The organism is Sulfitobacter sp. 1A12157, assembly GCF_043557345.1.
Lineage (GTDB): Bacteria > Pseudomonadota > Alphaproteobacteria > Rhodobacterales > Rhodobacteraceae > Sulfitobacter.
On record NZ_JBIFFV010000011.1, the window covers coordinates 22,433 to 46,295 of the forward strand.

Consider the following 23,863-nt stretch of genomic DNA (forward strand, 5'->3'; position numbering starts at 1 on the left):
TTCGGCAAAGCTGACCTTTGTGCAATTTGCAGCGAGTGTCTGGTTTCCGCCCTCCCTGAAAGATGGCGATGCACACCACGCTATCGAGCAACCAGCTTTTCGACATCCCCCTCTCGCAGCATCGCTTCCATATCGTCCAAGCCATCAACGGCAGAGCGCATCTGCGCCTCATCATCCACCCCCACTGTCTCGGCATCCGCAAGCTGTCCCCCAAAATCCATCTCCATCTGGCGCTGTTCCTCGGCGATAACGGCTTGAACGACAGGCGCGGTCTTCTTTGGAACTACATCAGATTGCCCTGACGGTTGACCGTCAACGCCCTCGCGTGCCCGCTCCACATCAGCTTCAGAACCACGGGGGCCGTCCGGTGGCGGTGTCATCGGCATGGCGCGCATGCTCAGCGGCAGCGTGCCCTGCGACCCACCTCCCCCCGGTTCCGGGAACGGCAACTCGCCCGTCTGCGCCGCGTGGATCGCCTTGAACAGCCGATCGTCAAAATACTGGATTCTCTTCGCACGTACGGGCATCTGCGCATCGATGACCATGACGATCTCGTCGAGCGGCAGGCGGCGCGCCTCGTCTTCGGGTAGCAGAGAGCTCTCTTCGGTCCGTGTGGATTGGCTTCGGCCCTCGAAGGGGTTTTTGCCGATGGATTGCGACCGCGTGACGACAGTCTTGGTGGTCTTGCCGACCGCCTTGCTCAACTCCTCGACGGTCTTCTCGTCAGAAGGCGTCAGATAGAGCTTCACGCCCGCGTTGCCCTGCAGGGCGCGGCGGGTGTTTTCGCCGTAGATTTCATCGAGGGCAGGGATGGTTTGGGTGACAACTGCCAAATGTCCACGATAGGTCCGCAGGGTCTCTATGCTCTCGACCACGATAGGCATTTTGCCCAAGCGATTGAACTCATCGAGCATGATCATGACGGGCCACGGCTCGTCTGGCCCTGGATCCTTTTCCTGCATGGCCGAGAGGAGATCGGAGAAGAAGAGGCGGATCAGCGGCGCCAGCGGCTTCACCATAAGTGGCTGGACCACGAGATAGACCGAGAAGGGTTTCTTGCGGATCGTCCGGAAATCAAAATCCGACACCGCCGTCGCCTCGTCGATGGCAGGGTTCTGCCATTGGTCGAGCCCCGAGGTCATCAGGAGCGAGACATAGGAGGTCAGCGTGTCGTTATTGGTCGAAGCGAGCCGCGTGAAGATCAGTTTGGCCGCCCTGTTGTCGACCTCGTGACCCCGCGCGAAATACTCCTTCTGCTTGTTCCCGCCCGAGGCCGCGATGCGGTAGACTTCGCCCAGGGTCGGACGTTTGCGCTGGAACGCCAACAGGCCTGCTGCCACGAAGAGATCGATCCCGCCTTTAAGGAGGCCCTGCACCCGGTCATTGTCGCTTTGCAGAAAGAGCGTCGCGAGGAGTTGCAGTTCCATCTGCTGGCGCGCGGGATCTTTCAGCTCAAAGATGCGCAGGAGCGGGTTGTAGCGATGCGTGCGCTTGCCCTCCCAATCGGTGGGGGCAAAGCGATAAACCTTGTCGCCCTGGGCTGCGCGGTGCCGCGCCGTGGCCTCGAAACATTCCCCCTTCACATCGAGCGTCACTGCGGAGCCCTGCCAGATCAGCAGGTTCGGAATGACAAAGCCCGTGGTCTTGCCGCGACCCGTGGGAGCCACGATCAGCGCATGCGGGAAGACCTTGGAGCAAATGTATTTCGCGCGGGATTTAGGATTGCCGAGTTTGCCGAGGATGAATCCGGTCCCTGGCTCTCCAAAAAAACCGTTTGCCTTCATTTCGCGCGCGCTCTGCCAATGGGTCTGGCCAAACCGTGTCAGGGCGGATCCCGAGAGAGCAAGGCTCAGCATCAAGCCAGCTGCGGCGAAGCTGCCGATGATCAGGTGGATGAGTTGGGCATCCTCTGGGCGGCGATCGAGGATCGCCAGATAGTTCTGCGCGATATAGGCAAAGTCGATTTCGGCCCCGAAGCCCAGATCCTGGTATGTCAGCACCGCCGAGGCGATGGTGTATCCTATGGCGGCGGTCACCAGCGTTACCAGCAAAACGCCGGTGGCGATCCGCGCTTTTCCCATGGCGGCGCTCAATGGACCTGTCCCCGCTCGGTTTCGCCATCCACGTCTGTCGTGCGGTGTTTTTCGTATTCGGCGTCGGCGAGTTCATCGACCACCTGGCGCAAGGCGTCCGTGTTAGCCGTCGCGGCATCAGATTGCAGGTAGACCTTGGCGACGTAGAGCCGGTCGAGACGGTCCTCGAGAACCTTGTCCAGCGCATCGGCATCGCCGGATGTGAGGCGGCCCAATTGGCGTTCATCCAGCACCCGCGCGATCTCCTCGCGGAAGGCGCCCCGCTCCGCCTCGGTCTCGAAGGGCGCGGACAGCTCCCCGGCCCGTTCATGATCCAGAACACGCGCAATCTCGTCTGCGAGGCGGTCGGTACGGTCAGTCTGCGGCGCCGTTTCATCGCGGGTGGCTAGACGTTCGTCACGCGTGCCAACCCCAAGCCCCTCGCGCAACTCGTTGTCGCGGCGAACCTGATTGATGGCCTCCGTGTCCCGGATCTCGACGACGGCGGCATAGGTCGCACCGAGCCCAACGGCGAAGTGGGACGGCATGTCCGGATAGCGCGCGCGCAAGTCATCCGTGACAGCATCTGCAACGGGCGTACGGATATCGCGCCCGTCCATGATCCGGTCGACTTCGCGGGTGATCGCACTGGCGCGGGCTACATCGGTGATGGTCTCCCGGTAGGGCTCAGACCGGTCGATCACATCGCCAGGGCGTGCGAGCAGCTCCGCATGTGCCTCGAGATACGCGCGCTGCTCCGCCTCGATCCGGCGCTCTGCCCTTGAGACCACCTCCCAATCCCGGTCCTCGATCTGCTGCGCTGTCAGGCCGTCGGCGCGCATTTCCTGACGGATTACCCCTTCCATCTCCCGGACTGCGTCCTCGTGATAGTGGAACCGCTCGCTGACCGGTTCGGCTTCCACGACACCGTCCCGGCGCAGCACGTTCTCCCGTTCCAAAAGAGTGCCAAGGTTGACATGCACATCGTTGAGAATGCCGCGCGCCTTTTCCAGATCGGCACGGCGTTCGAGGTTCAGATCGCGCGCCTTGGCCACCTTGGAGAGATCATCGGCGATCCATTGATGCTCAAGCGCTGCATTTGACGCCCCGGTTTCGATCCGGGCCACCACTTCCGATGTGCTGATCCCAGTGCCCCGCAGTGCTACGTCAATGCGCGATCTCAGGTCCGGCTCGGCCAAACGCTCAAGCTGGCTGGCGTCGATATTGGCCTCGGAATAGATCCCGCCCTCCGAGGCCGCCTCGGACAGCGTGGATGATCGCAAACCGAGAGGCTGCATGTGCTGGACCTGCGTCTGGATCTCGATGAGGCGTTTTTCCAGCGCGGGACGTTCGGCGTCAGACTTCTCGGCGATCATGCCCTGCACCCGTGCGAGCTTCTCCGCATAGAGGCTTCTCAGGTCCTCGAAACTCTGATCCTCGGCCATGTACACATCTCCTGTTCGATCCACCTGCCCGCCCCGCGCCAGCACCTCGCCCGCGCGGAAGAGGGCTGCGGCAATATCCTCGCGGGCCTCCCGGGAGGCCTCTGCGGCAAGCGAATGGTAGACGGTCCTGGTGTTGGCGATCTCCGCCAGCGTCCGGGTCAGGTCCTGCCCCACGCGTTCGCGCTCGCGGGGTGCGCGCCCCTCCTGTTTCGCCGCATAGACCTCGCTGGTGCGGGCGGGGTAATGCACAACCCCGCGATCCACCCGGCGCGTGGCCTCCAGGCGCACGCCATACTTTTCCGCCTCCTCGACCATGGCGAGGCGGAAGTCGTCATAGTTGAAGCGGTGGTTGCGCCCCAGAAAGAAGAACTCGCCTTCTTGTGAGCGGCGGTTCAGCACCAGATGCGCATGGGGGTGATCGCGGTCCTCATGCACCGCGATGATGTAGTCGAAATGCCCCTCATCGGTCTGGAAGAACCGCTCGGCCACATCCGTTGCGATGTCGCGCACATCCTCGCCCCGCGTACCGATGGGGAAGGACATGAGCATGTGGGTGGTCTGCCCAAGCTTGGGTTTGAAGCCCGCATCCCACCGTTTGGCAAAGCGCTCGGTCAGATCCTTGATGTCACCCGCCTCGAGCTTCGTCTTGCCATCCAGGAACCCGCTACTGTCCACGATATGGGTGGACTTGGTGGTGAGGTAATCGAGCTGGTTTGCGAGCTGTGATTTGGTATGCGTACCCCCGCCCCGGATCGCCTTGAAGACCGCTGGCCGATGCCCCGCAGCCGCACGCACAAGCTGGCTCTGCTTGGCCACGTGCAGCCCCTGCATCGAGCCCCGAATCCGGCTCCAGCCATCCCTGAAGACCTCCCCGGTGACCGCGTCAACCGCATCATTCAGCCGCATGGGCAAACTCCCTCAGCGCGGCCGTGGCCTCGAGCTGCATCGCGTCCCGACGGCGGCGCAGGAGCAGGTCGATCTCATCCGCGGAATCCAGGATGAACCGGGCCAAGCCCCGCATCTGCGCAAGGCGCATTTCGGAGAACTCGGCACGCGTGCCACCATCAGCCCCCTGCCCCTGCAGGTTGGCCCGTGTCATCTGCTTGGCGATCTGCGCGACGCCATTGCCGACCTCGTGAAGCGAGGCGCGGTAGCGCGCCATCTCGGCCGCCATCTGCGCGTCCGGAACGAACACCCCGCCGGCCGCTTGAATGAGCCGCCGCAGCCCCTCGGCCCGGCTCTCGATCCCGACCTTCGCCAACACCTCGTCGAGCGCCTCAAGCTCCGCAGCCGTGACCTTCACACTGACCGCCGAGACCGGGATCGCGGCATCCGTCTGGCGCTCGGCATCGGCTTTGAGCGTGTACTGAATCGCTCGGACCGACACCCCAAAGCGGTCCGCCAAGGCCGATGTGCTCACACCTTCTGCAGCCTCGCGAACGATCTCCATACGGTCCGCACCTGTGAGACGTTTTGAGCGCGACATGCGAAGAAAGACCCCCTATTTCCTGCCACCTTCCACCAAGGCTGACCCCACCTTACGATATTATACTGAACTGTCAATTATATACTTACGTCGCTTTCAGTCTCAGGCAGCCTTGGTGTCCGCTTCCCCCGCGGACCGCAGGAACGCGGGCCTGCCCCCTCGCCACCGGGCGACCCACCTGTCCAATAGGCCCCCTTCCCCAGCACCGCCCGCAAGTCTGGCCGAACACCAAGTTTTCGGACGGAACCGCGGGCGCGCGCAAACCCCACCGACAGGGCGGACAGGCAGGGTCAAGGAGGGCCAGATTTGGCTCCGCCAAATCTCTGCCGCAAAAACCGGGAGGCCATGGCCTGCCTGTTTTTGTGGATGGCCCCCTTGAGGCTGACTGGCCGGTCTGTCGCGGCCTGATCATTTCGGGGGGAGTGCGTCCGTTGAACGCGCAGCGGCCGACGGCTTCGTGAAGTCGCCTCGGGCGATCTGACCGCCGGACGCGGCATCCCTGGAACAGGGATCGGGCCGCCCCAAGATCGTCCTGGGGCGGCCCATCCTCGCCAGAGGATTTAGTCCTGGGGATCTTTCGCGCTCGGTGGGAACATCACCAGCTCCGAGACCGCGACCGGGAAGTCGAGCTTGAGGCTGAAGAACTCCGAGCCGTCCCCGTTGCGGGTGTTGCGGAACATGGCGCCCACGCGTTGGAATCGGGTGCGCTCCTGGCCATCGGTATCGGTGAACTTGACGGGAACGGTGGCGACGTAGTGGTTGGTCATTTGGGTTACTCCTTATTGCGATGAGGATCACCCAGCACGGGGGCAAGAGGACCGGTCGCAAGCGCAAATGCGGAGGGTCCGCGGCCCCGCCGTGGAAGCCGTATTTGTGCTGGCCGAAGCGTGAGCTGAGGGCACGAACGGGCCGACCCCGTGCGATCCACATGCATAGCAAAAAGGAGGGACCCGATTGACCTGTGCCATCACGCAGTCGCCACCATCCGCGTCCACGTCCTGCCGAACCTGGCCGGGGTGCTGATGACGCCCGCCCGCGTGGATGCGATGTTCCGCGACACCACCCGAGGGTCGAGCAGGGCTTCAGCCTCAAGTGCGACGTCTCGACCCCTCGCGTCTTGCGCTGCTGACGATGTGCTAGGTGCGCACCATCCCCAGCCCGTACCGATGCGGATGGGCCGAACTCTGACGGGCTGGGTAGAGGGATGACGGTGCTGGACGCCGTGAGATGCAGATCAAGTGTGACCGATCGCACGCGCCATGAGATTTGACGAAAGGACCGCCCGAAGGCGACCCGGTTATGGCCATCACGCGCCCAAGCTGTCGAGCATCCCCCTGGTATCAGGCATTCGCTTCAGCGAGTTGCCGATGTGTTCCCGCCAGCGCGGCCCAACCTCCATTGCGGTGGCATAGGCCCGAGCCAGATCATCGGGCCGGTCCTCGGCCATCGCTTCGATAAGGAAAGCCGCCTGCTCGCGGTCCTTCGCGGATTTCAGGCTCCCTGCCCCATCGCGGCGCCGGTCGGCAATGATCAGTTTGTGGACTGCATAACGCTCCGGGCGGGGCACCTGCACCAGAACGCCGGATCTATAGATCGCCGCCGCGTGGATCGGCTCAGCGATCAGGAAGTTGAGATAGTTCAATCCTTGGGCGTTCACGCCCAATGCTGGCAGATCACGGATGGTCTCATCCCCGAACGCCGGTGTCAGGAACTCGACCAGTTGGCCGCTGCCACCCTGGGCCCATCGCCATGTCCGACCTTGGTCAAGAGCTGGCAGAGGATCGAATTTGAGCGCTGAGAACGTCTCGGCAAGACCCGGGTCGACCTGATCCTGCAACGCAACGCTGAGCTTCTCGAACTGCGCGATGTCGATGTCGCCAGTATTGGCCATACCGCCAATTGGCAGACGGATACCAAGCTCGCCTTCATAGAGGCGAAATGCATTGGTTCCGACGATGGTGCCACCCAAACGGAAGGTCCCGGCTGCGGCCATGGCCGACAGGATGGAACCGGTCGCCCGGTCGATGGGCGTCATGCCTTCCGCACGCAAGAGCCGAACAAGCCGCGACCGTTCCGCCTGCCGATCCTTGGCCGTTGCGCGCAGCTCTTCGATCCGGTCGATGCGCGCGCGCGTCCCGTCGCTGTCTTCGCCGATATAGATGAACCGCATCTCCGTCCCGACACGGCGCGCGGCATACCAATAGGCCTTATCCCCACGCTCCTTGAGCGTGGGCTTGCCTTCGACACCGGACAAGGCGTCGTCCTTCAGAAGACGCACCAGGTCGGTATAGGCGCTCATCGCGATGCTGCTGAGTGGGGTCATGCCTATCATTTCCAAGTTTTGCTTGGCATCCATATACCTATCAAAACAGGAAATTGCTAGGCAAAGTGATTTGGAGAACGTCCACACCCATAAGAAACGACGAAAGGGCCGCCCGAAGGCGACCCTCTCTCTTCAATCCTGCGACGCCTTCTTCGCCGGGTCCGCAACCCGCATGACCGTCAGGCCTTTCGCTTCCGCCTTCTGCCCGAGGTTCAGCGCGACCCCGTTGCCGCCGAAGAGCACAACCCCCGTCGCCGCGAACTTGTCGTCCAGCATCTCGTCGTTGCACTTGAACGGTGCCGCCCGCCCATGCGCGGACCAGCGCGGATCGAAACGCGCTTGTGCGACACCCCGTGCGCGAGCCCACCGAGCCGCGATCATCTCCGCCCCGTGCTTGCCACCCTTGTGGCAGAGGAAGATCTCCTGATTGCGGTTCTGCCTTATCCGCTCCCGAACCTTGTCGAGCGTGTTGAAGATCACATCAACATCAGTCCAGTCGGTGGCGCCCGAGACGATCAGGGGCACCCCCTCGACTTTCGACTTTTCAGCGGTTTCGCGGTCATGCTGCTCCAGGAGCTGCCGCGCCTCGAAGACCGCCCCGGTTTCTTGCGCCCGGACGCTTGCGCGCGACCCGGATGCCGGGATGAAGGCGTGGCCCGTCTCGATCTCGTAGCATTCCGCCGCAGCCTCGCTCATCACCTCGATGCCGCTGACGACCTCGCGCAGCTGCAGAAAGCGCGCCTGCGCTTCTTCGAGCGCGGTCTCGGCGATCTCCGATCCGTCATGGGATTTTGCCAGCGCGCCGATTTTGTCGGCGGTGCGGTCGATCTCCTTGCCAAGTGCCACCTTGCGCCGCTGCAGTATCGTCGCCAACCCATGGGCCAGCGGTTCGATTTCTGCCTCGAGCCCGGTCCCACGCAGCGGACCGAGCAGAGCCTCGAAGCTTTCGCGGATGATGTGGTCGGTCAGGACGTGATCTTCCGGGATCGGCAGCTGTGCGTCCTTCTCGGTCAGTCCGAAAAGTTCGATGGTCTCGTAGGTGTTTGCGGTGTCGTAAGCCATGTCTGGTCTCCAGTGTTCTGTTATAGAGCCACCACGTGAGTGTGGGGGCATGGCCGAATGTCTGGTTTCCGAATCTGCCCGGGTCAGGGACGGCGCAGCCGCCGGCTTGCCGGGCGCAAAAGTTTTCCGCGCGCAGCACCCGACACACGCGCGCGCTCACGCACGGGACCGCCCAACGCCACAGACCCCGCCCTCGCCGAAAAGTTTTGCGATCCTTGACGCGGGCTGATTTGGGGGCCATCCGGAGGATATGCTTCCACACTCATGTGTGTGTGTTTTGACGGTAGGTTTGCCCGACACGAGCAGGCAAACGGCCCGACCGGACGCGGGAGACGGATGCAGCGGCGGGATCGTTTTGCCCCGCAAAACAGACCAGAGCGCAATCCGGCGGAGCGGCCGGGGAGGGACGTGCTCGTGAGGCGGGCAAACCGGGATGCCGGGTGCGACGCCGCGGTGAGGCCGCATGGCCGAATGCGCGACGGACCGAAGGGCCGTTCTCCCCTGCGACACGCGAAGCCGAGCAGGGGAGGCCGCAAGGCTAAAGCGAAGAAGAGCTTCGCAACAATTTCCTTCCAGCAAGCCGAATAAACAAGCTAGTATCTCGCAAGGCGCCTATTGATTTCCCTAATGGGAAGTCTGCATCTCGGGTGATCACGAACCGCCTCGAGGCCCGACTTGAGGAGGACGGTCGAACAAACCTCGTGACGTTCCATCTCATCGAAGACCCACAGGACGCCGTGCATCGCGATTTCTTGGCGCTCTGCCTCAACCCTGAGCGCTCCATCGCCGGTAAGGAGAACCCAGCCCCTCTCAGCCGCGAGGCAAAATGCAAAGACATCTGGCGTCGACAGCATAGCTTTCGCCCGCTTCAGCTCAGTCGCGCGTGTGGTTTCTTCTGGCGTAAGCTCCTCCACTCTCAGTCCCAGATCGATCAGATCAGGGCCCATCCACTCAAGGAGTTCCGCTTCATAAAGAATATCTGGAACAACGAAATCATAGGGGAGGTCAAAGAGCCTCGCGGTCAGCGAGGCTCTCTCGATGTCGATCAGGACAGAAGTATCAGAAACAAGAACTTGCACACAGCGACTATGCCATGTGGTCCAAACGTTCTTCCAGTTCTTTTACTCGTATTTCGAGAAGCTCAGCTGCGCGAGACAACCCAATCAACCCCTCGGAGAGGGCACGAAAACACAACCTTTGAAAACGGTCCGGTTCTTCTCGTTCCCAAGGAATGGAATTCGGCTCCTCGAACGGCTCATCCCGCCAACCTCGTTGCTTATAGACCTTAAAGAGGCGCGCAAATGTTGCCTGGTTGATGATCTCCAAATCCTTGCATCGATACGTCAGCGCCTGAATGCTAACGCCAAAACGATCCTTCAGACTAATGAGCTCACCAATGCTTATGTCAGTTCTGCGGGCACCAATCTCCTGCCGAAGCACTTCTGCCGGAACGAGGAATGCGCCAGCAAATCGATTTGCGGCGCGTTCTGAATCGCACCCTTCGGCGACCCTAAGAACCATGTGGCCCAGTTCGTGAGCCAAACTGAAGCGCTTCCGCTCAGACCAGGTCTTCTTCTTGATCATGATAACACGTGCGGAGTGATGCTCTTTTCGACGGACTTTGGCCGCAAGGCCATCAATCCGATCAACGTCCAGAGACAACACCTTTATCCCGTGCTCCTCGAGGAGTTCGGCAAGCATTGGAATCGGGTCATGACCAAGCTGCCAAGATGCACGCATGTTGCGAGCCGCGTCCTCGGCATCACGAACATCGGTCACCCAGTAGGGCGCTTCATGCGGGGCATCCCATTCCTGACTCGAAAGATTCAGCAAGCTTTCGACAGCCAGGTACTTTTCAACCATATTGAGCGTCTTGGCTTCGATCGTCGCGATCTCCTTGGCTGACGAACTGGCTGACTTGCGAAACTCAACGCCCTCCAACTCAAGCTCGTCATCGCTCAGCAGGAAATCAACAGAGACCTCGAGTGCTCGGGCAAGACTCAGCAGCACGCCCGATCCGGGCATGTCTTCATTGCGCTCGTACTTGCCTATGGCTTGAGCGGACACCTTGTTCTCCATGGCATCGGAAAGCGCACGGAGCGAAAGGCCAGATGCCGCCCGGGCTCCTTTGAGTCTATTGCCAATCATAACGTCCTCCCAGTGGATGGTTTACATTTCACCCATATGATTGATATTTTGTAAACTGCAACGCTTGAAAGCGCGGCTTTTTGTCCCCATTTTGTAACACGAGGCCAAAAGGAAGGCAAATTTGTAAACCGCCCAATCGCCCCAAGAGGCGTTAGACAGGCAACGAAGCGAGGTAGCAGCCATGAACATACCGTTTACGGGCGAGCTGACACCAAGGTTTCAGAGCATCGTAGGACTGCCTGATAATGGGCTGGTTGATCCAGTCTTAGAAAAGCTAGGTGCATCATGAGACGCATCCTAAGCATCGATGGTGGCGGCATCAAAGGCACCCAACCCGCGGCTTTCCTGGCGGGTTTGGAAGAAGATCTTGATGAGCCGATTGGCCGCTACTTCGACCTGATTGCGGGAACGTCAACCGGGGGTATTCTCGCGATCGGCCTTGCCCTCGGCATCCCGGCCAAAACCCTCCTCGAACTCTACGAAAATCGCGGGCCGACGATTTTCGGGCAAGCGGGGGACAACAGCTGGTTCGGGCGAAAGGCTCGGGACGCGCGTGCCGCCTTGCGTCACCTGGTCAAGCCGAAGCACGATGCATCGACGCTTCGGGACGAACTCCATGCCGTCCTTGGCGACAAGCTCATCGGCGAAGCTGAGACCCGGTTGCTGATCCCGGCCTGGGATGCCGACCAGCGCAGCGTCTACATCTACAAGACGTCGCATCATCCGCGGCTCACTAAGGATTACCGGAAGCCGGCCCTCGACGCCGCGATGGCGACGTCGGCCGCTCCAACCTATTTCGCGCGTCACAAGACGGTGGATGATGTCGGGCTTCTCGATGGTGGCACCTGGTGCAACAATCCGGTGGGCGTCGCGACCGTCGAAGCGATCTCGATGCTCGGCTGGTCTCCGCAGGAATTGCACATCCTGAGCCTCGGCTGTGTCGACGAGGTCTACATGCTGCCTGAATCCCCTGGCAAGGCCGGTCTCGGGTTGAAGGCCCTCAGTCTTCTCATGGACGGGCAATCCCGTGGAGCGCTCGGCATTGCCCGTCATCTGACAGGCGATCCGCACGACCGGACGGCTGTTCACCGGTATTCGCCGAGCGTGCCGGAGGGTTTCTTTTCCCTCGACGACACCACCAAGATCCAGAGGCTCAAGGGGCTTGGCGCCTCGAGTGCCCGGCATGCGAGCCCCACACTGACCCCCATCTTCTTCCAGCAACCTGCCGAGCCGTTCGTGCCCGTGCATCAACTCGAACGGAACGCCGCATGAACCAGATCTTCTCGCACCCCCTCACCGATACCGCCATTCAGCGGCGGGCGCAGGTCTTCACGATCCTTGAAGAAATCTGCCAGGAGCTGGAATGGACCCAGACCCAGTTCGAGAAGGCGCGTACCAGTTACGAAGCCGTCGCAGACTGGTTGGCCGGATCGAGCGACCCGATGCTTGCTTCCCTCCATGTCTACCTGCACGGCTCCGGCGCACTCGGCACCTCGATCAAACCGATCGGGCGCGACGAGTTCGATGTCGACCTGATCAGCTTCATCCTCGGCCTCGGCCCGGAAATCGCACCGGCACGCCTGAAGGCCGCGATCGGCAAGCGCCTGCGCGAGCACGCCTACTATGCCTCTATCCTGGAAGAAAAGAAGCGCTGCTGGCGCCTGAACTACGCCGGCGATTTTCACCTCGACATCTCCCCGACCATTGCCAACCCGAACTGCATGAACGGCGGTGAGCTGGTACCCGATCGCAAGCTTCGGGATTGGCACGCGACGAATCCTCGGGCCTATCGGACCCTTTTCGACGAAAGGGCGGCCCTAGTCCCGCAGATGACGCAGTCGATCATCGCGGCGCAGCGCGATGCGGCGACGACCGAGCCTTTCCCGGTACGTCAGTCCGTCAAGGGCATTCTGCGGCGGACCGTGCAACTCCTAAAGCGTCACCGGGATCTGGAATTCCTGCATGTTCAGGAGGAGATCGCACCGATCTCGATCATCATCACGACCTTGGCCATGCGATCCTATGAGATGTGCGTCAGGCGCCACGTTTTCGCAGACGAACTCCAGGTGTTGATCGACACGATCCGCCTGATGCCGGTCTTCATCGAGCGGCCCCTAGTCAATGGCCGTCAGATCTACGCGGTCTGGAACGAGACCACCGAAGGTGAAAATTTTGCCGAGCGTTGGAATGAAGAACCCGCGCGGGTCGAAGTCTTCTACAAGTGGCACAGCAAGGCGCTTGCGGATTTCGAATCCCTGCGTGACCTCGTTGGCCTCGACGCGATTGTAGGCTCCATGAAGGACAGCCTGGGTGACAAACTTGTTGCCCGGACCATGAACCGGCGGATGGATGCGCTGAACGAGGGGCGAAAGACGGGGGCACTCGTGCTTGGTGCGGGTGTTGGCCTGACCACCCAAAAATCGGCCGCGTCGACGCCCGTTCCCAAGAACGAGTTTTTCGGGGACTAAGCGCGATGGCGGGATCGACCACAAGAAACCGGCTGACACTGCCCCAGCAGTACCTGTTCCTGCAGAAGTCCAAGACAGTAGCCGGCGAGGGGGTGCTCGGTCCGCGCCGGTTGGAATGGCATTTTCACGCACAACCTACGCCGCTTTCTCGGACGTATCAGGTCACCCTTGTCCTGGAGAGGGACGGAACGCCGGACGTTCGGGTTGTAGATCCTGACTTGAGGTTGCTCGCCGGTGAACGCGACCTGCCACATATCTACCATGACCCTGATCGGCTCTGTCTCTATCTGCCCGGAACCGGACAATGGGACGCCAGCAAGCGTCTGGACCTCACCATTATCCCCTGGACCCACCTCTGGCTGATCTATTTCGAGGAATGGCTTGCATCGGACGAATGGAAGGGCGGAGGGAAGCACCCTGGAGAGGATGACCCAAACGAGGGCAACCGTGCGTTGAGGCGCAGCCTTCAACGACAACGCTAAAATCCGCTGTTAATCTCATTGTATGATGTGAACCGAGTTGGAACCGAGTGACTGTGGCGGATGGTTGTTTTAGACGTGAGGCAACGGCGGCGCATAATCCTGAGAACCACAGTAGGGCGGTTCGGCACTCAACAAACTCAAGTGCGTATCTACACCCTATCAGCACAGAAAAAGGGGAACCGTGGTCCCACGGCTCCCCTTTCGGTTCAGACCGTCTCACCTCGCGCGCTGATCAAGCAACCAGCGAAAGCCCCGCGCCCGCGTCTTGCGCTTGATCGCCGCTGTCGATGAACGGGATGATCGAGAAGGTCTGCCCGCCGCGCTGTTCTTCGTTCTGCACGGCGTTGACGCGCAGGTCGCCATCAGGCGTGTTGATCAGCAACGACAGGTAGTCGTTGCCCGTGCGGCTGCTTTTCGCCATCCACGCCGAGCCGACGCGGATCGGTGTGCCCCGGGGCGAGCTGACCTCGACACGGTAATCGGGGTGGGTTTCCTCGGATTTGTAGCTGTTCTCGATCAGCATGAACTCCAGATCGAACATCATGTTGGCGATGTAGCCGGTGAAGGCGTTGTCGGCGTCCATGGCGGTGAGCTCCCCCGAGATCGAGCCGGATTTCATGAGGCCATTGGAAACCAGCGGGATGATCTCGAACTCGCCGCTTTGGGCCGCGCGCGCCTCTTTCGTCTGCACCGCATTGACCCGGAACGGGCCCAAGCCGACATCGATCTGCATCGAGATGTAAGGGTTTCCGCTGGTATTGCCGGTCTCGTTCCAGGCCGTGCCGATGCGCACCTTGCGGCCTGATTTGTTGACTGCAGTCACGTCGTAATCCGGGCTGCGTTCGGACATCTTGGCCCGTGCCTCGAGCTGGATGGCGATGTCAAAGCGCGTCGAGTGGATCATGCCGGTGTATTCAGCGGCGGCGGTCTCGACATTGCGGGTGAGGGTTCCTGCGAACATGGGATAGTTCCTTCTTGGATTGGCCGGTGCCTGACGTTCTTGCCAGCGCATCCGGGATTGCTTTCTCGACCCCTTGAGGGACCACAAATCAGAAAGCCTGCTTTCCTTTCAGCCCCGCGCACGGGTCAGAGCTGCCGTCCGAGTGGGAATGCCCCCGCGCCTCCGGGTACAACGCCCCTCCCCTGCCCTTCTGATCTTGTTGGACTGCCCGGATTTTCCGCGCTGTCCTTCGATCGCGCGATGAAGAACTCCGCCTCTTCCCCGTTCAACCCGTGCCCGCCCCGGTCGGTCAGACCGATGCAGCTACCATTCGGCACATAGGTGATGAGGTACTGACCGAGCCGGTCCTTGTAGACAACGTAGCCAGTATTGGCCCAGTGCACGGTTTGGCCGGCATCGACGGCCGCCTTGATGTCATCGAGTGTCATGCGAAGCTCCTTAAGAAGAATGGTGGGTAAACGCCGCAAGAAGCCCGATCTTCCGACCGGGCTTCTATGCAGCATTCGTTTGGCAAACGACCGAGAGCTGTCAGGCGCTTTACGTGGCTTGCGTCGCGCGCGCCGCCATCCAATCTTTCAGGCCAAGAACCGTTCGTCCGGCGGCGACCTCGGTGGCCCAGGCAACCCTTGGGTCGCCGCAGGGCTCATTGCCGACATGCCGGTCGATATGACCATTGCCCATCCATGGCTCGGGCTGGATCCGTCGCAGCCAGTCCGCCATGCTCGGAATGCGGCCCTGGCAGTCTTCACGGATATGCTGCTCGCCGATCCAGCGCACGGGAATGTCCCGACCTGCGCTATTGGTCAGGGACACGCCGAAGACACGTTCGGCCTCAAATAGGCCTTGGGCATGGTGACGCATGGCTCGGTGCGTAAAGAGGGCGAGGTGCTCTTTCGAGGCGTCGAACCAGTCATGTATGGACTGATAGTCAGACGGCACCCCGCCGAATTTCCGGGCAGAGCTTTCGGCATGATGAAGCGGATGGGCCATCTCAGAGACCCTCGACATAGCTGTGCGCGCATTCGACATAGCGGTCCGCGTGATCGAGGGTGATGCTGTCGTTGCGCAAGTCCCAGGTCAGCGTGCCATAGCCGCCCTCGTTGTTTTCGAACCCCGGGTGATGGTGATAGGCGAGCGACCAGGCGAAATCACCGACCTCTGTCGCAAGCGCCTCCGACAGTTTGACCTCCGCGGGCTGCACATTCACGTCCTCGACATTGCCAGAGTCGCCATAGCCTTCGTATTCGGCGGTGACCTCGTTGATGCCGAGCGCGCGTAGTTGCGCAAGCAGCTCCGCTCGGGATGCCTTCAGGGTGGTTTCGCGCTCGGCGCGCCACTGAGCCGCCAGCGCGGCATAATCGATCTGGGGGTTGGTCATGGGTCTGTCCTTTTGTCAGATGTTGGCGGGTCGGGCCTGGCATTGGTCAGCGCGCGCCCGGAAAGCGCAGATCGGCCAAATCCCGATCCGCGATACCCGGCCCAAAGCCCGCTTTGACTTTTCAGGCGGCTTGTTCTGCCGCCTTGATGGTTCCCTGCCCAACGATCCGGGCCAGAATGGTCCCCGTGTCGATCCCGTCCCCATGCGGTAGGAACACCCGTAGCTGGAATGCGATGATTTCGGTGAAACACCCCATTGCCTTGAGACCCTCGATCATGCCCCGATCAGCACCAGCGAGCTCGAGACGCATCTCGCCCGCGACGCGGCGACGGGTCAGGGTCAGACCCCGGCCCAGATCAACAGGCGCGGTGGTGCCAAGAGCCGCGGTCAGCATCTCCTGCGGCGTTTGCGGGTCGGAGACGAGGAAGCGGGCGCGTAGGGCTGCCGCCCCCTCCTCGCTCAGCGTCCGCCCGATCATGGCGGTCGCCCCGTCTGGCGTCACACGGTAGATACGCTCATTGGTGGTCGGAATGTCCTTCCAGATCGGCAACAGCAGCCCGGTCAGCAGGTAGAGCTTGGTCGTGGTGGTTTTTGGCAGGGACGCAGCCTCGGAATCCCAAAGCCGCGCGAACTTAGGCTTGCCGATCTCTTCCCATGCGGAGGACCCTAACCGCGCCTCTTCGAGATAGCTCGACCCGTTTGGCCGCACCGCCTTGCGCATCAGCGTCACGATATCCTCGTCATACATCTGCATGGGCCGCGCCGAGATCAGCGCCGCGCGACCGGAGGCGCGGTTGACCATCGGCAGCTTGTCGGGGTTGCGCGACAGGGCTTCATCTGCCGACAGCACATGGACCGGGTCCGTCACCTCGAGCCCGATGATCCGCGTGACTGCACCGGATTTCGGGCAGGTCCAGAGGTCTTCGGTGGAGACCTGTTCGATCTTTTCGCCACGCAGGGTTTCGACGCCGAGATCCAGCGTGCCCGCCGCCCGCGCCCGTTCAGTCTGATCGGCGATCCGGCACATGAACTCGGCAAAGAGCGCGTTCTGCATATGAATGGGAAGGGCAAGCACCCGGTTGAGGAAGCGTTGGATCGGCGGCAACTCCTCAAGGAGCACCCCGTCCTTGTCGATCAACCGCAGGGCGGTCCAGTCGGTGAAACTCTCGTAGCTCATCGCCTCGGCGCGCCCGGCACCAAGATCAGCGTAATAGCCGCGCAGCGCACCCCGTGCGATCGGACTTTCGAGATTGTCCTCCTCGCGGAACATGCCTTGCGAGCCGGTCTCGCGTTGGCCCTTGGTTAGGGCCCCGAGCTGGTCGAGGCGCTTGGCAATCGTCGAGGTGAAGCGTTTCTCGCCATGCACATCCGAGGTGCAGACCCGGAAGAAGGGCGCGCTGACCTGCGCCGAGCGATGCGTACGGCCGAGCCCCTGGATGGCCGCATCGGCGCGCCAGCCGGGCTCCAGCAGGTAGTGCCGCCGCCGCTTTTGGTTCTTCGCCGTTTGCGCCGCATGGTAAGATCGGCCCGTGCCGCCTGCATCGGAGAAGATCAGGATATCCTTTTCGCCGTCCATAAAGGCTTGGGTCTCGGAGGAATTGCTGCTGGCGGCGCGCTTTTCGATGAAGAGATGACCATCCTCGGCCTTGAGGGGCCGGATGGACCGCCCTGTGACTTCTGCGACAGCCTCATCGCCAAAAGCCCAGAGGATCTGATCGAGCGCCGAGGGGATCGGCGCCAGCGTCATCAACTCCATCATGGCCGCATCGCGCAGAGCGAGCGCCTCGCGCGAGACAACCAGTGCGCCGGTCTCATCCCGCAAGGGTTCCGCCACCAGGTTACCGTCGATCTCCACGAGCTTTTGCGCATGGATCGGGAAGGCCTGTTCCAGGTAGCCCAGAACATAGTCGCGCGGCGTCAAGGCACCCTCGACAAGCTCGTCTTCCGCGTCCATCGTTTCAAGCCGACGTTTCAGCAGGCTCTCGCCGGTCGAAACCACCTGGATGACGCACGCGTGGCCCGTTGCCAGATCGTCCTCGATGGCGCGGATGATGGTCGGTGCCTTCATGCCCATCAGGAGATGGTTGAAGAAGCGCTGCTTCGTGCTCTCGAAGCGAGACTTGGCCGAGGCGCGTGCGGCCGAGGCATTGGTCTCGCCCGAGGCGTCGTTGACGCCAGTCGCAGTCAGTGCCGCTTCGAGATTGTGGTGAATGGTGCGAAACGCGCCCGCATAGGCGTCGTAGATCTCGATCTGGGCCGGGGTGAGCGCATGCTCGAGCACGTCATACTCCACACCATCGAAGCTGAGGGCGCGCGCCGTGTAGAGGCCGAGCGTCTTGAGATCGTGCGCGACCACCTCCATGGCCGCCACGCCGCCTGCCTCCATCGCAGACACGAAGCTCTCGCGGCTTGGGAAGGGATATTCGGGGCCTTGTCCCCAGAGCCCCAGCCGCGCGGCATAGGCCAAGTTGTGCACGCTCGTGGCGCCCGTGGCCGAGATGTAGAAGACGCGGGCGCGCGGGGCGGCCAGTTGCAGCCGCAGGCCCGTAAGGCCCTGCTGGGAGGGTTTGACCCCCCTGCCCTGCTCTGACCCTGCGGCGTTCTGCATGGCATGGGCCTCGTCAAAAGCCAGCACGCCGTCGAAGTCTTCACCCATCCACTCAAAGATCTGGCTCAGCCGCGTGGTGCCGCATTTGCCCGCCGAGCGCAGCGTGGCGTAGGTCACGAAGAGGATACCGTCGCCCATCGGAATGGTCTGGTCCGGTTTCCATTTGGAGAGCGGCTGAATGTCGGCGGGCGAGCCGCCAAGATCGGTCCAGTCGCGGATCGCGTCCTCGATGAGCGTGGCGGATTTGGAAACCCAGATCGCCTTCCGGCGCCCGGACAGCCAGTTCACCAGGATCAGCCCCGCGCATTCGCGGCCCTTGCCGCAACCGGTGCCGTCGCCGAGGAAATACCCGAGGCGATAAGCATTGGCATCCGGGTCATCATCGGCCCGGGTGAGCTTGGTCTGGTCGTCGTCGATGGTGAACCGCCCCGGCAGGTCACGCCCATGGGCATCATGCGCCATGATGATCGTCTCGAGCTGCGCTTCGGAGAGATGTCCCTCCTCGATCAGCCTGGCGGGCAGACGCAATTCCGCACAGGCCGCGCCAGAGGGCACAGGTGGCGCGACCGAGGCCATTGCGATGCTTTCGACGAGCGGCGTGGGATGTTCCTGCGCGCCCGCGATCTCGATCCGCTGCGGACGGTAGCGCGCATAGATGTCCGAGACGGGCGTGTTGTCGCGCGGGACATCGAAGCTTGTGAAGCTGAGCGGGATGGCAGCATTGGCGTGTGGTTTGGAGGCGGCGACTGTGGCAACTGAGCGCTTGCGCGTGACAGGTACTGGACCGACCGATCGCGCATGAGGGTTTGTCGCCGCCCGTTGGGCAGGGCGCGCTTCGGGCCGGGTCGCTGCCACGGCGTCGACAAAAGGCAAGGCTTCCTCCAGATCATGAACCGTGGCGCGGATCATCTCGCCATCCTCCTGCACCTTGTCGAAGACCATGAGCCGGGTCTCCACAGAGGTGCCGAGCTTGCGGTAGACCTGCCCCTTCATCGTCAATGCCAGCCGCGGTGCAAGGAGACCGCATGCGCGCGACCAATGCGCTGCATCGCGTTCGGGTGTGAATCCCAGCGGCATGATCGCGACCAGCCGTCCTCTCGGTGCGAGACGCTTCGCGGCCGCGATGAGATGCTTGGCGGCGATGTGCTTGTCTCGGGAACGATCGACCGAGGACGCGAAGGGCGGGTTCATCACCACGACGTCGGGCAGAACCGGCGTCTGCAGCAAATCGTCGATATGCTCCCCGTCATGGCCCGTCACCTCGCCGCCGAAGACAGCGCGCAGGAGGCGCTGGCGCAAAGGGTCGATCTCGTTGAGCAAAAGCGTGGCACCAGCCCGTTCCGCGAAAGCAGCGAGAGCGCCGGTGCCAGCCGAGGGCTCCAGAACGGTCTCGCCCTTGCGAATAGCCGCCGCCCGCACGGCCATTGCCGCGAAAGGCAGAGGCGTGGAAAACTGCTGCAGCCGGATCTGCTGCTCTGACCGGCGCGTTTCCGTCAGCAGCCGCGAGGCAAGCAGCCTTGCAGCGGCGATGTCACCTGCCACGCCTTCCCCACGCAGCAGCACTTGGATGGCCGCGGCCTGCATCAGGTCATATGCCATGCGCCAGTCCCAGGCACCGCCGGTGTCGCTGCCATGAAACGTCTCGCGCACGATGCGCGCGAGCGCTGAACTGCGCAGGGGTTGTTGATCGATCTCCGTGCCGATCTGCGCGAGGGCAGAGGTGAGGTTAGCGTCGGAGATTGAAAGAGTCGGGTTCGCCGGTTTGGGCTTGGTCATGGGATTTTCCTTTGGATCAGGGTCTGAGTTCCAAAGGAGAAAAAGCCGGCTCTACACTTTTTGGGCGCGGAGCAGGCAGTCATGGACCGCACGTGAATAGCGGTCCTGTCGCTCAGTTCCCCCGCCCCGCCATAAACTCTGCAAGTACCGGACTTGCCGAGCCCTTTGCGGAACTGAGGAGCTCCGAGCCCGCAAGCGAGGCTTTCGAGAGCCGCACGAGTCCGCCGGTTTCCTCGATGCGGTAGCAGCGGCGCTTTTGCCGCCCGCGTCTGTAATGGGTCGCGGTGACGATCTGGCATGTGCTGCCATCGGTGAGCGTCACGGGTGCTGCGAGCCTGATCTTGTCGCCTTCGGCGTAGTCCGGGATCGCAGCCCAGTCCCGGCAGCACTGGCGCCAGGCATGGGCGTAGCTGTCCGGGTCTTTCAGCTCGGACAGCAGGGCCAACAGGCTCAGTGGCGCGCGGGATTCGGTCGGTCCCGCGCTTTCCTCCATGTCCTTGTAGCCCCAGCAGCCGTCATCGTATCGGGTGAGGAACACGGCTCCGAAGGTGATCGAGCCGTCGGGATCGGTGACATAGGTCGCGTCCTCGACAGGAGTGCCGTCGAGATTGGTGAACCTTGCCGCCGCATACCAGGTGGAGCCAACCTTGCAGGCCTTGACCAGTTCGGTCTTGCGCGTGTCGCTCTCAAAAGTGCAGAGCCGGGCGATTTCCGCCTTCTCATCCGCGTAGGATTTGACGCGGCGGTCGGTGTAAAAAAGCCAACCCATCTCAGAGTCCTTTCTCTCAAGGGGAAAATTTTTATCGCCAAGGTCCCGAGAGGGCCGCAGGCCCGGCAGGGTATTGGCGATGCATGTTTGAGAAAGGGCGCGTTACGCCACCCTCCGGTCATCGAGTTCCATCAGCGCATCAAGCGGCACGCGGTAGGGCTGCATCGCGTCAAAATCCTCGCAATTGCCGCAGTTCTGCACGATCGCGAAGGTGTCGCAGGCATCCTTGAGGATGACCCGGAAGGTGCCGCCCAGGCCCGAGGGCACGTCGTATGTCCCGCCGATGAGATAATCCGAGGCCCGGCGCACGAAGACGCGGATGCTGTGGCCATCGGTGGCAAGCCGGATCGCCCCCTGCCCCCGGTCGATGAGCACCTGCACATCGTCGAGAATGTCCGTGTAGAACTGGCCGGTCAGATCGCGGAACGCCATGCGGCGCTGCGCCATCCAGTCGGTGTCCCGAAACGGGTTCATACCATCGGCGAAGGCAAACGAAGGATTGGCTTGCTCGGTCGTGACGATGCGGGTGGTCGTGCCATCGATGCCGTTCGAGCGCAGATGCACGCCATTGCCGACGATGAGGATCAGGGCGGGCCTGTCCACTGGTCCGTTCCAGTTGGGCAAGAAGGTCTTGCAGGCGTGCGCATGGGCGATCTGCGCCGCAACAGCGGAGGCAGAGAACTTGAGAATAGCCATGGGGATGTCTTTCCGTTGAGTGTGGGAGGGTCGACCCGCGCGGGCGGAATTGCCCGCGCGGGTCGCGTGAGGGCTCAGGCCGCTTGCGCGACTTCGCTGTCAGGCTCGAGGGTTTGCGCAGCGGGCTCCGCCTCATCACAGGCGACACCGGCGGTCTGCATCATCGGCGGACACCAGGCCGCCACGGCGGCGCGCTGCGCGTCTGTGAGTGTGGCGAAAGGCTCAGCAAAGAGCTTGTCGCAGAAGGCGACGATCTCTTTCTTGCTCGACGAGGCCAGCGTGACCGCCTCCTGGGCGAGGCCCAGATCCTCGCCGAGAATCTTCAGGAGCCAGGCCTTCTTGAAGCGATTGAACAGCGCCGCGTTCGGCGTCCAATGGGCGCGGATGTCGGGCATGATCTCGATCTCGAAGTCATGCATCAGGCTGTCGCGCTGGCGGTCGCGCGCGAAACAGGACTGCGTGGTGCTGGCCGTGGCATAGGCGACGAGCTTGGCCTTCTCGCCCGGCTTCAGCGCGCGAAACGCCGCGAACTGATCGGCGGGAGACCGGGCCTCGTCCAACCAGGACAGATCGAGCGCATCATGGGCCGCAGCCACTTGCTCGAGCGAGGTGCCGTCGATCTCGTCCAGCTTGGCGTGGTTGCGGTATTCCTTGCGGGCATCGATCTTGATCGCCTGCGTGACACTCATGCCGCTGGTCAGAACATCACTGACCAGCTTGAAGAGCGTCAGATCGAGCGTGGCCTCGGGATGCAGCGCCATCGCGGCGCCAAGGGCCATGGCCCGCTCGGTCTTGAGATCCTCAGCCAGCGACGCCGGGTAGGTGATTTCGCCGGCGTCCGGGGCCTCCTCCCCCGTTGGGCTGCTTGAAGAGCCACGCGCGTCCTCCTCTTTGACGGTGTCCTCCGGGCGCACAAGGCCCACATGGAGCGTCACCTGCCCGTTCGACCAGGACGCCATCACACCGGCGCGGGCAAGGTCCTCGACGCTGTAGGCTTCCTGCAGGTCGCGGGCTTCGTCTTCCAAGGCGTCCACGCGCTCGTAAAGGGCATTGTAGGCATCGTCTTCGAGCCCCTCATCCTCCATCTCGAGCTGCAGTTTCTCAAGTTCGGAGGTGATCTCGTCAATGCGCTTTTGGGCGGCCTCATCCGGCTCGATCGGGCCGGGATAGACGCGGCGATAGTCGGCCATGGTCGCGTAATCATAGCGCAGCATTGCATCTGCCCAGGCAAATCCCAGTTTTGCGCGGGCCACTTCGGCAGCGGCCCCGAGCTTCTCGAGCAGGATAGTCTCGACCAGCGCCGCATCCTCGAGCACCGAATGCTCTTCCAGAAGGTCAGCTGAGACAGCGCCGCCCCTCGCCTCGTAGTCTTCACGCACGAAGGCCCCGATATCGTCGCTGACCTGCACACCGCGGGATTTGAGCGCCTGACGGACGGTATAGGCCTGCAGATAGCTGTCTTCCTTGGTCAGAGCCTCATAAACCTCCTTCTGCACCTCCTGGCTCGGATGCTCGGCAAAGGCCTTCATCGTGTCGAGCGTGATCGTCTTGGCTCGCGCGGCCGCGCGGATGTCGGGGTGGATCAGGCCATAGCGCAACCGGCCTTTCACGGCGGCCACCGTCGTGCCGAATGTCTTGGCGATGGTTTCGGGCGTCTGGCCATCGACCTCCATCATCCGCGCGAAGGCCTCGAACTCGTCGATGGCATTCATCGGCGCTTGCGTGATGTTCTCGGCGAGCGACAGAGCCGTGGTGACGTCGCACTCCTCGGGCACGAGGCGGCAGTCGACCTTGGTTTTCGCGGTGAACCCCTTCTCGCTCTTGTCCGCGGCCAGTTCCTTCAGGGCGGCATGGCGGCGACCGCCTGCGAGTACGGCATATTTGCTGTCGATCTTCTGAACCAGGAGCGGCTGGACGAGACCCAGCACTGCGATGCTGGCTTTCAGATGTGCGATGTTCTCGGGGTCGTAGGTTTCCGGGGAGTTGCTGCGCACATTGGCAGGGTGAGCTGTCAGATCGCCGATGGCGACAGAAACGGGTTTGAAGCTTGCGGTCATGGGATGTCCTTTTCGGTGGATGATGTGGGCCCGCGCGTTCACGCGCGTGACCAATCCCCGGCATCGGGGATCACCACGACGAAAGGCCCACTCTCCCTTTAAAGGGCCAGCGGGCCTTCATTTGTTGGCTTG

General features: G+C 62.2%; 19 protein-coding genes. 3 read left to right on the forward strand and 16 right to left on the reverse strand.

Features of this window, described 5'->3' with window-relative positions; all coding sequences use genetic code 11:
• Nucleotides 1-80: 80 nt before the first annotated feature.
• From ACGYLC_RS16385 to ACGYLC_RS16420, 8 genes are all read right to left on the reverse strand, one after another.
• Nucleotides 81-2,081: a type IV secretory system conjugative DNA transfer family protein gene (locus ACGYLC_RS16385; protein WP_394423953.1), complete on the reverse strand. Its 2,001-nt coding sequence runs from the start codon at nucleotides 2,079-2,081 to the stop codon at nucleotides 81-83.
• Nucleotides 2,082-2,089: 8 nt separating this feature from the next.
• A complete protein-coding gene (locus tag ACGYLC_RS16390; protein WP_394423955.1) occupies nucleotides 2,090-4,423 on the reverse strand; it encodes a relaxase/mobilization nuclease domain-containing protein in 2,334 nt (777 codons plus the stop codon).
• A complete protein-coding gene (locus tag ACGYLC_RS16395; RefSeq protein ID WP_394423957.1) occupies nucleotides 4,410-5,003 on the reverse strand; it encodes a helix-turn-helix domain-containing protein in 594 nt (197 codons plus the stop codon). Before ACGYLC_RS16395 ends, ACGYLC_RS16390 begins: the two co-directional genes overlap by 14 nt.
• A 560-nt stretch (nucleotides 5,004-5,563) precedes the next feature.
• Entirely contained in the window at nucleotides 5,564-5,770 is a 207-nt protein-coding gene (locus ACGYLC_RS16400; protein WP_007120662.1) for a hypothetical protein, read from the reverse strand.
• Between the two features lie 539 nt (nucleotides 5,771-6,309).
• Nucleotides 6,310-7,359, reverse strand: coding sequence for a GSU2403 family nucleotidyltransferase fold protein (locus ACGYLC_RS16405; RefSeq protein ID WP_394423959.1), 1,050 nt, complete (start codon nucleotides 7,357-7,359; stop codon nucleotides 6,310-6,312).
• Between the two features lie 99 nt (nucleotides 7,360-7,458).
• The gene (locus ACGYLC_RS16410; RefSeq protein WP_394423961.1) at nucleotides 7,459-8,388 is read right to left on the reverse strand and encodes a DUF2493 domain-containing protein; all 930 of its coding nucleotides are present in this window, start codon (nucleotides 8,386-8,388) and stop codon (nucleotides 7,459-7,461) included.
• 593 nt (nucleotides 8,389-8,981) lie between these two features.
• Nucleotides 8,982-9,467, reverse strand: coding sequence for a hypothetical protein (locus tag ACGYLC_RS16415; RefSeq protein ID WP_085818119.1), 486 nt, complete (start codon nucleotides 9,465-9,467; stop codon nucleotides 8,982-8,984).
• Between the two features lie 7 nt (nucleotides 9,468-9,474).
• On the reverse strand, nucleotides 9,475-10,536 hold the full coding sequence (locus tag ACGYLC_RS16420; protein WP_085818120.1) for an ImmA/IrrE family metallo-endopeptidase: 1,062 nt from the start codon (nucleotides 10,534-10,536) through the stop codon (nucleotides 9,475-9,477).
• Nucleotides 10,537-10,821: 285 nt separating this feature from the next.
• Between ACGYLC_RS16420 and ACGYLC_RS16425 the strand changes: the two genes are divergently transcribed.
• The 3 genes from ACGYLC_RS16425 to ACGYLC_RS16435 are packed head-to-tail and all read left to right on the forward strand — an operon-like array spanning nucleotide 10,822 to nucleotide 13,486.
• Nucleotides 10,822-11,808: a CBASS cGAMP-activated phospholipase gene (locus tag ACGYLC_RS16425; RefSeq protein WP_085818121.1), complete on the forward strand. Its 987-nt coding sequence runs from the start codon at nucleotides 10,822-10,824 to the stop codon at nucleotides 11,806-11,808.
• A complete protein-coding gene (locus ACGYLC_RS16430; protein WP_394423963.1) occupies nucleotides 11,805-13,004 on the forward strand; it encodes a nucleotidyltransferase in 1,200 nt (399 codons plus the stop codon). The genes ACGYLC_RS16425 and ACGYLC_RS16430 overlap by 4 nt, the downstream gene beginning before the upstream one ends.
• A 5-nt stretch (nucleotides 13,005-13,009) precedes the next feature.
• The gene (locus ACGYLC_RS16435) at nucleotides 13,010-13,486 is read left to right on the forward strand and encodes a hypothetical protein (RefSeq protein WP_394423965.1); all 477 of its coding nucleotides are present in this window, start codon (nucleotides 13,010-13,012) and stop codon (nucleotides 13,484-13,486) included.
• Nucleotides 13,487-13,718: 232 nt separating this feature from the next.
• On the opposite strand, the gene ACGYLC_RS16440 is transcribed toward ACGYLC_RS16435, so the two are convergent.
• The 8 genes from ACGYLC_RS16440 to ACGYLC_RS16475 form a co-directional block, all read right to left on the reverse strand.
• Nucleotides 13,719-14,447, reverse strand: coding sequence for a DUF736 family protein (locus ACGYLC_RS16440; protein WP_394423967.1), 729 nt, complete (start codon nucleotides 14,445-14,447; stop codon nucleotides 13,719-13,721).
• Nucleotides 14,448-14,572: 125 nt separating this feature from the next.
• Nucleotides 14,573-14,875, reverse strand: coding sequence for a hypothetical protein (locus ACGYLC_RS16445; RefSeq protein ID WP_085818125.1), 303 nt, complete (start codon nucleotides 14,873-14,875; stop codon nucleotides 14,573-14,575).
• A 109-nt stretch (nucleotides 14,876-14,984) separates the two neighbouring features.
• Nucleotides 14,985-15,437: a DUF6915 family protein gene (locus ACGYLC_RS16450; protein ID WP_394423968.1), complete on the reverse strand. Its 453-nt coding sequence runs from the start codon at nucleotides 15,435-15,437 to the stop codon at nucleotides 14,985-14,987.
• A 1-nt stretch (nucleotide 15,438) separates the two neighbouring features.
• The gene (locus tag ACGYLC_RS16455) at nucleotides 15,439-15,825 is read right to left on the reverse strand and encodes a DUF6878 family protein (RefSeq protein WP_394423970.1); all 387 of its coding nucleotides are present in this window, start codon (nucleotides 15,823-15,825) and stop codon (nucleotides 15,439-15,441) included.
• Nucleotides 15,826-15,946: 121 nt separating this feature from the next.
• Nucleotides 15,947-20,209, reverse strand: a complete 4,263-nt coding sequence (locus ACGYLC_RS16460) for a strawberry notch-like NTP hydrolase domain-containing protein (protein WP_394423971.1) — start codon at nucleotides 20,207-20,209, stop codon at nucleotides 15,947-15,949.
• Between the two features lie 112 nt (nucleotides 20,210-20,321).
• Nucleotides 20,322-20,978, reverse strand: coding sequence for a DUF6927 domain-containing protein (locus ACGYLC_RS16465; protein WP_394423973.1), 657 nt, complete (start codon nucleotides 20,976-20,978; stop codon nucleotides 20,322-20,324).
• 102 nt (nucleotides 20,979-21,080) lie between these two features.
• Nucleotides 21,081-21,674 (reverse strand): regulator, encoded by a 594-nt coding sequence (locus ACGYLC_RS16470; RefSeq protein WP_394423975.1) that lies wholly within the window; start codon nucleotides 21,672-21,674, stop codon nucleotides 21,081-21,083.
• A gap of 74 nt (nucleotides 21,675-21,748) precedes the next feature.
• Nucleotides 21,749-23,731: a ParB/RepB/Spo0J family partition protein gene (locus tag ACGYLC_RS16475; RefSeq protein ID WP_394423977.1), complete on the reverse strand. Its 1,983-nt coding sequence runs from the start codon at nucleotides 23,729-23,731 to the stop codon at nucleotides 21,749-21,751.
• Nucleotides 23,732-23,863: the final 132 nt, after the last annotated feature.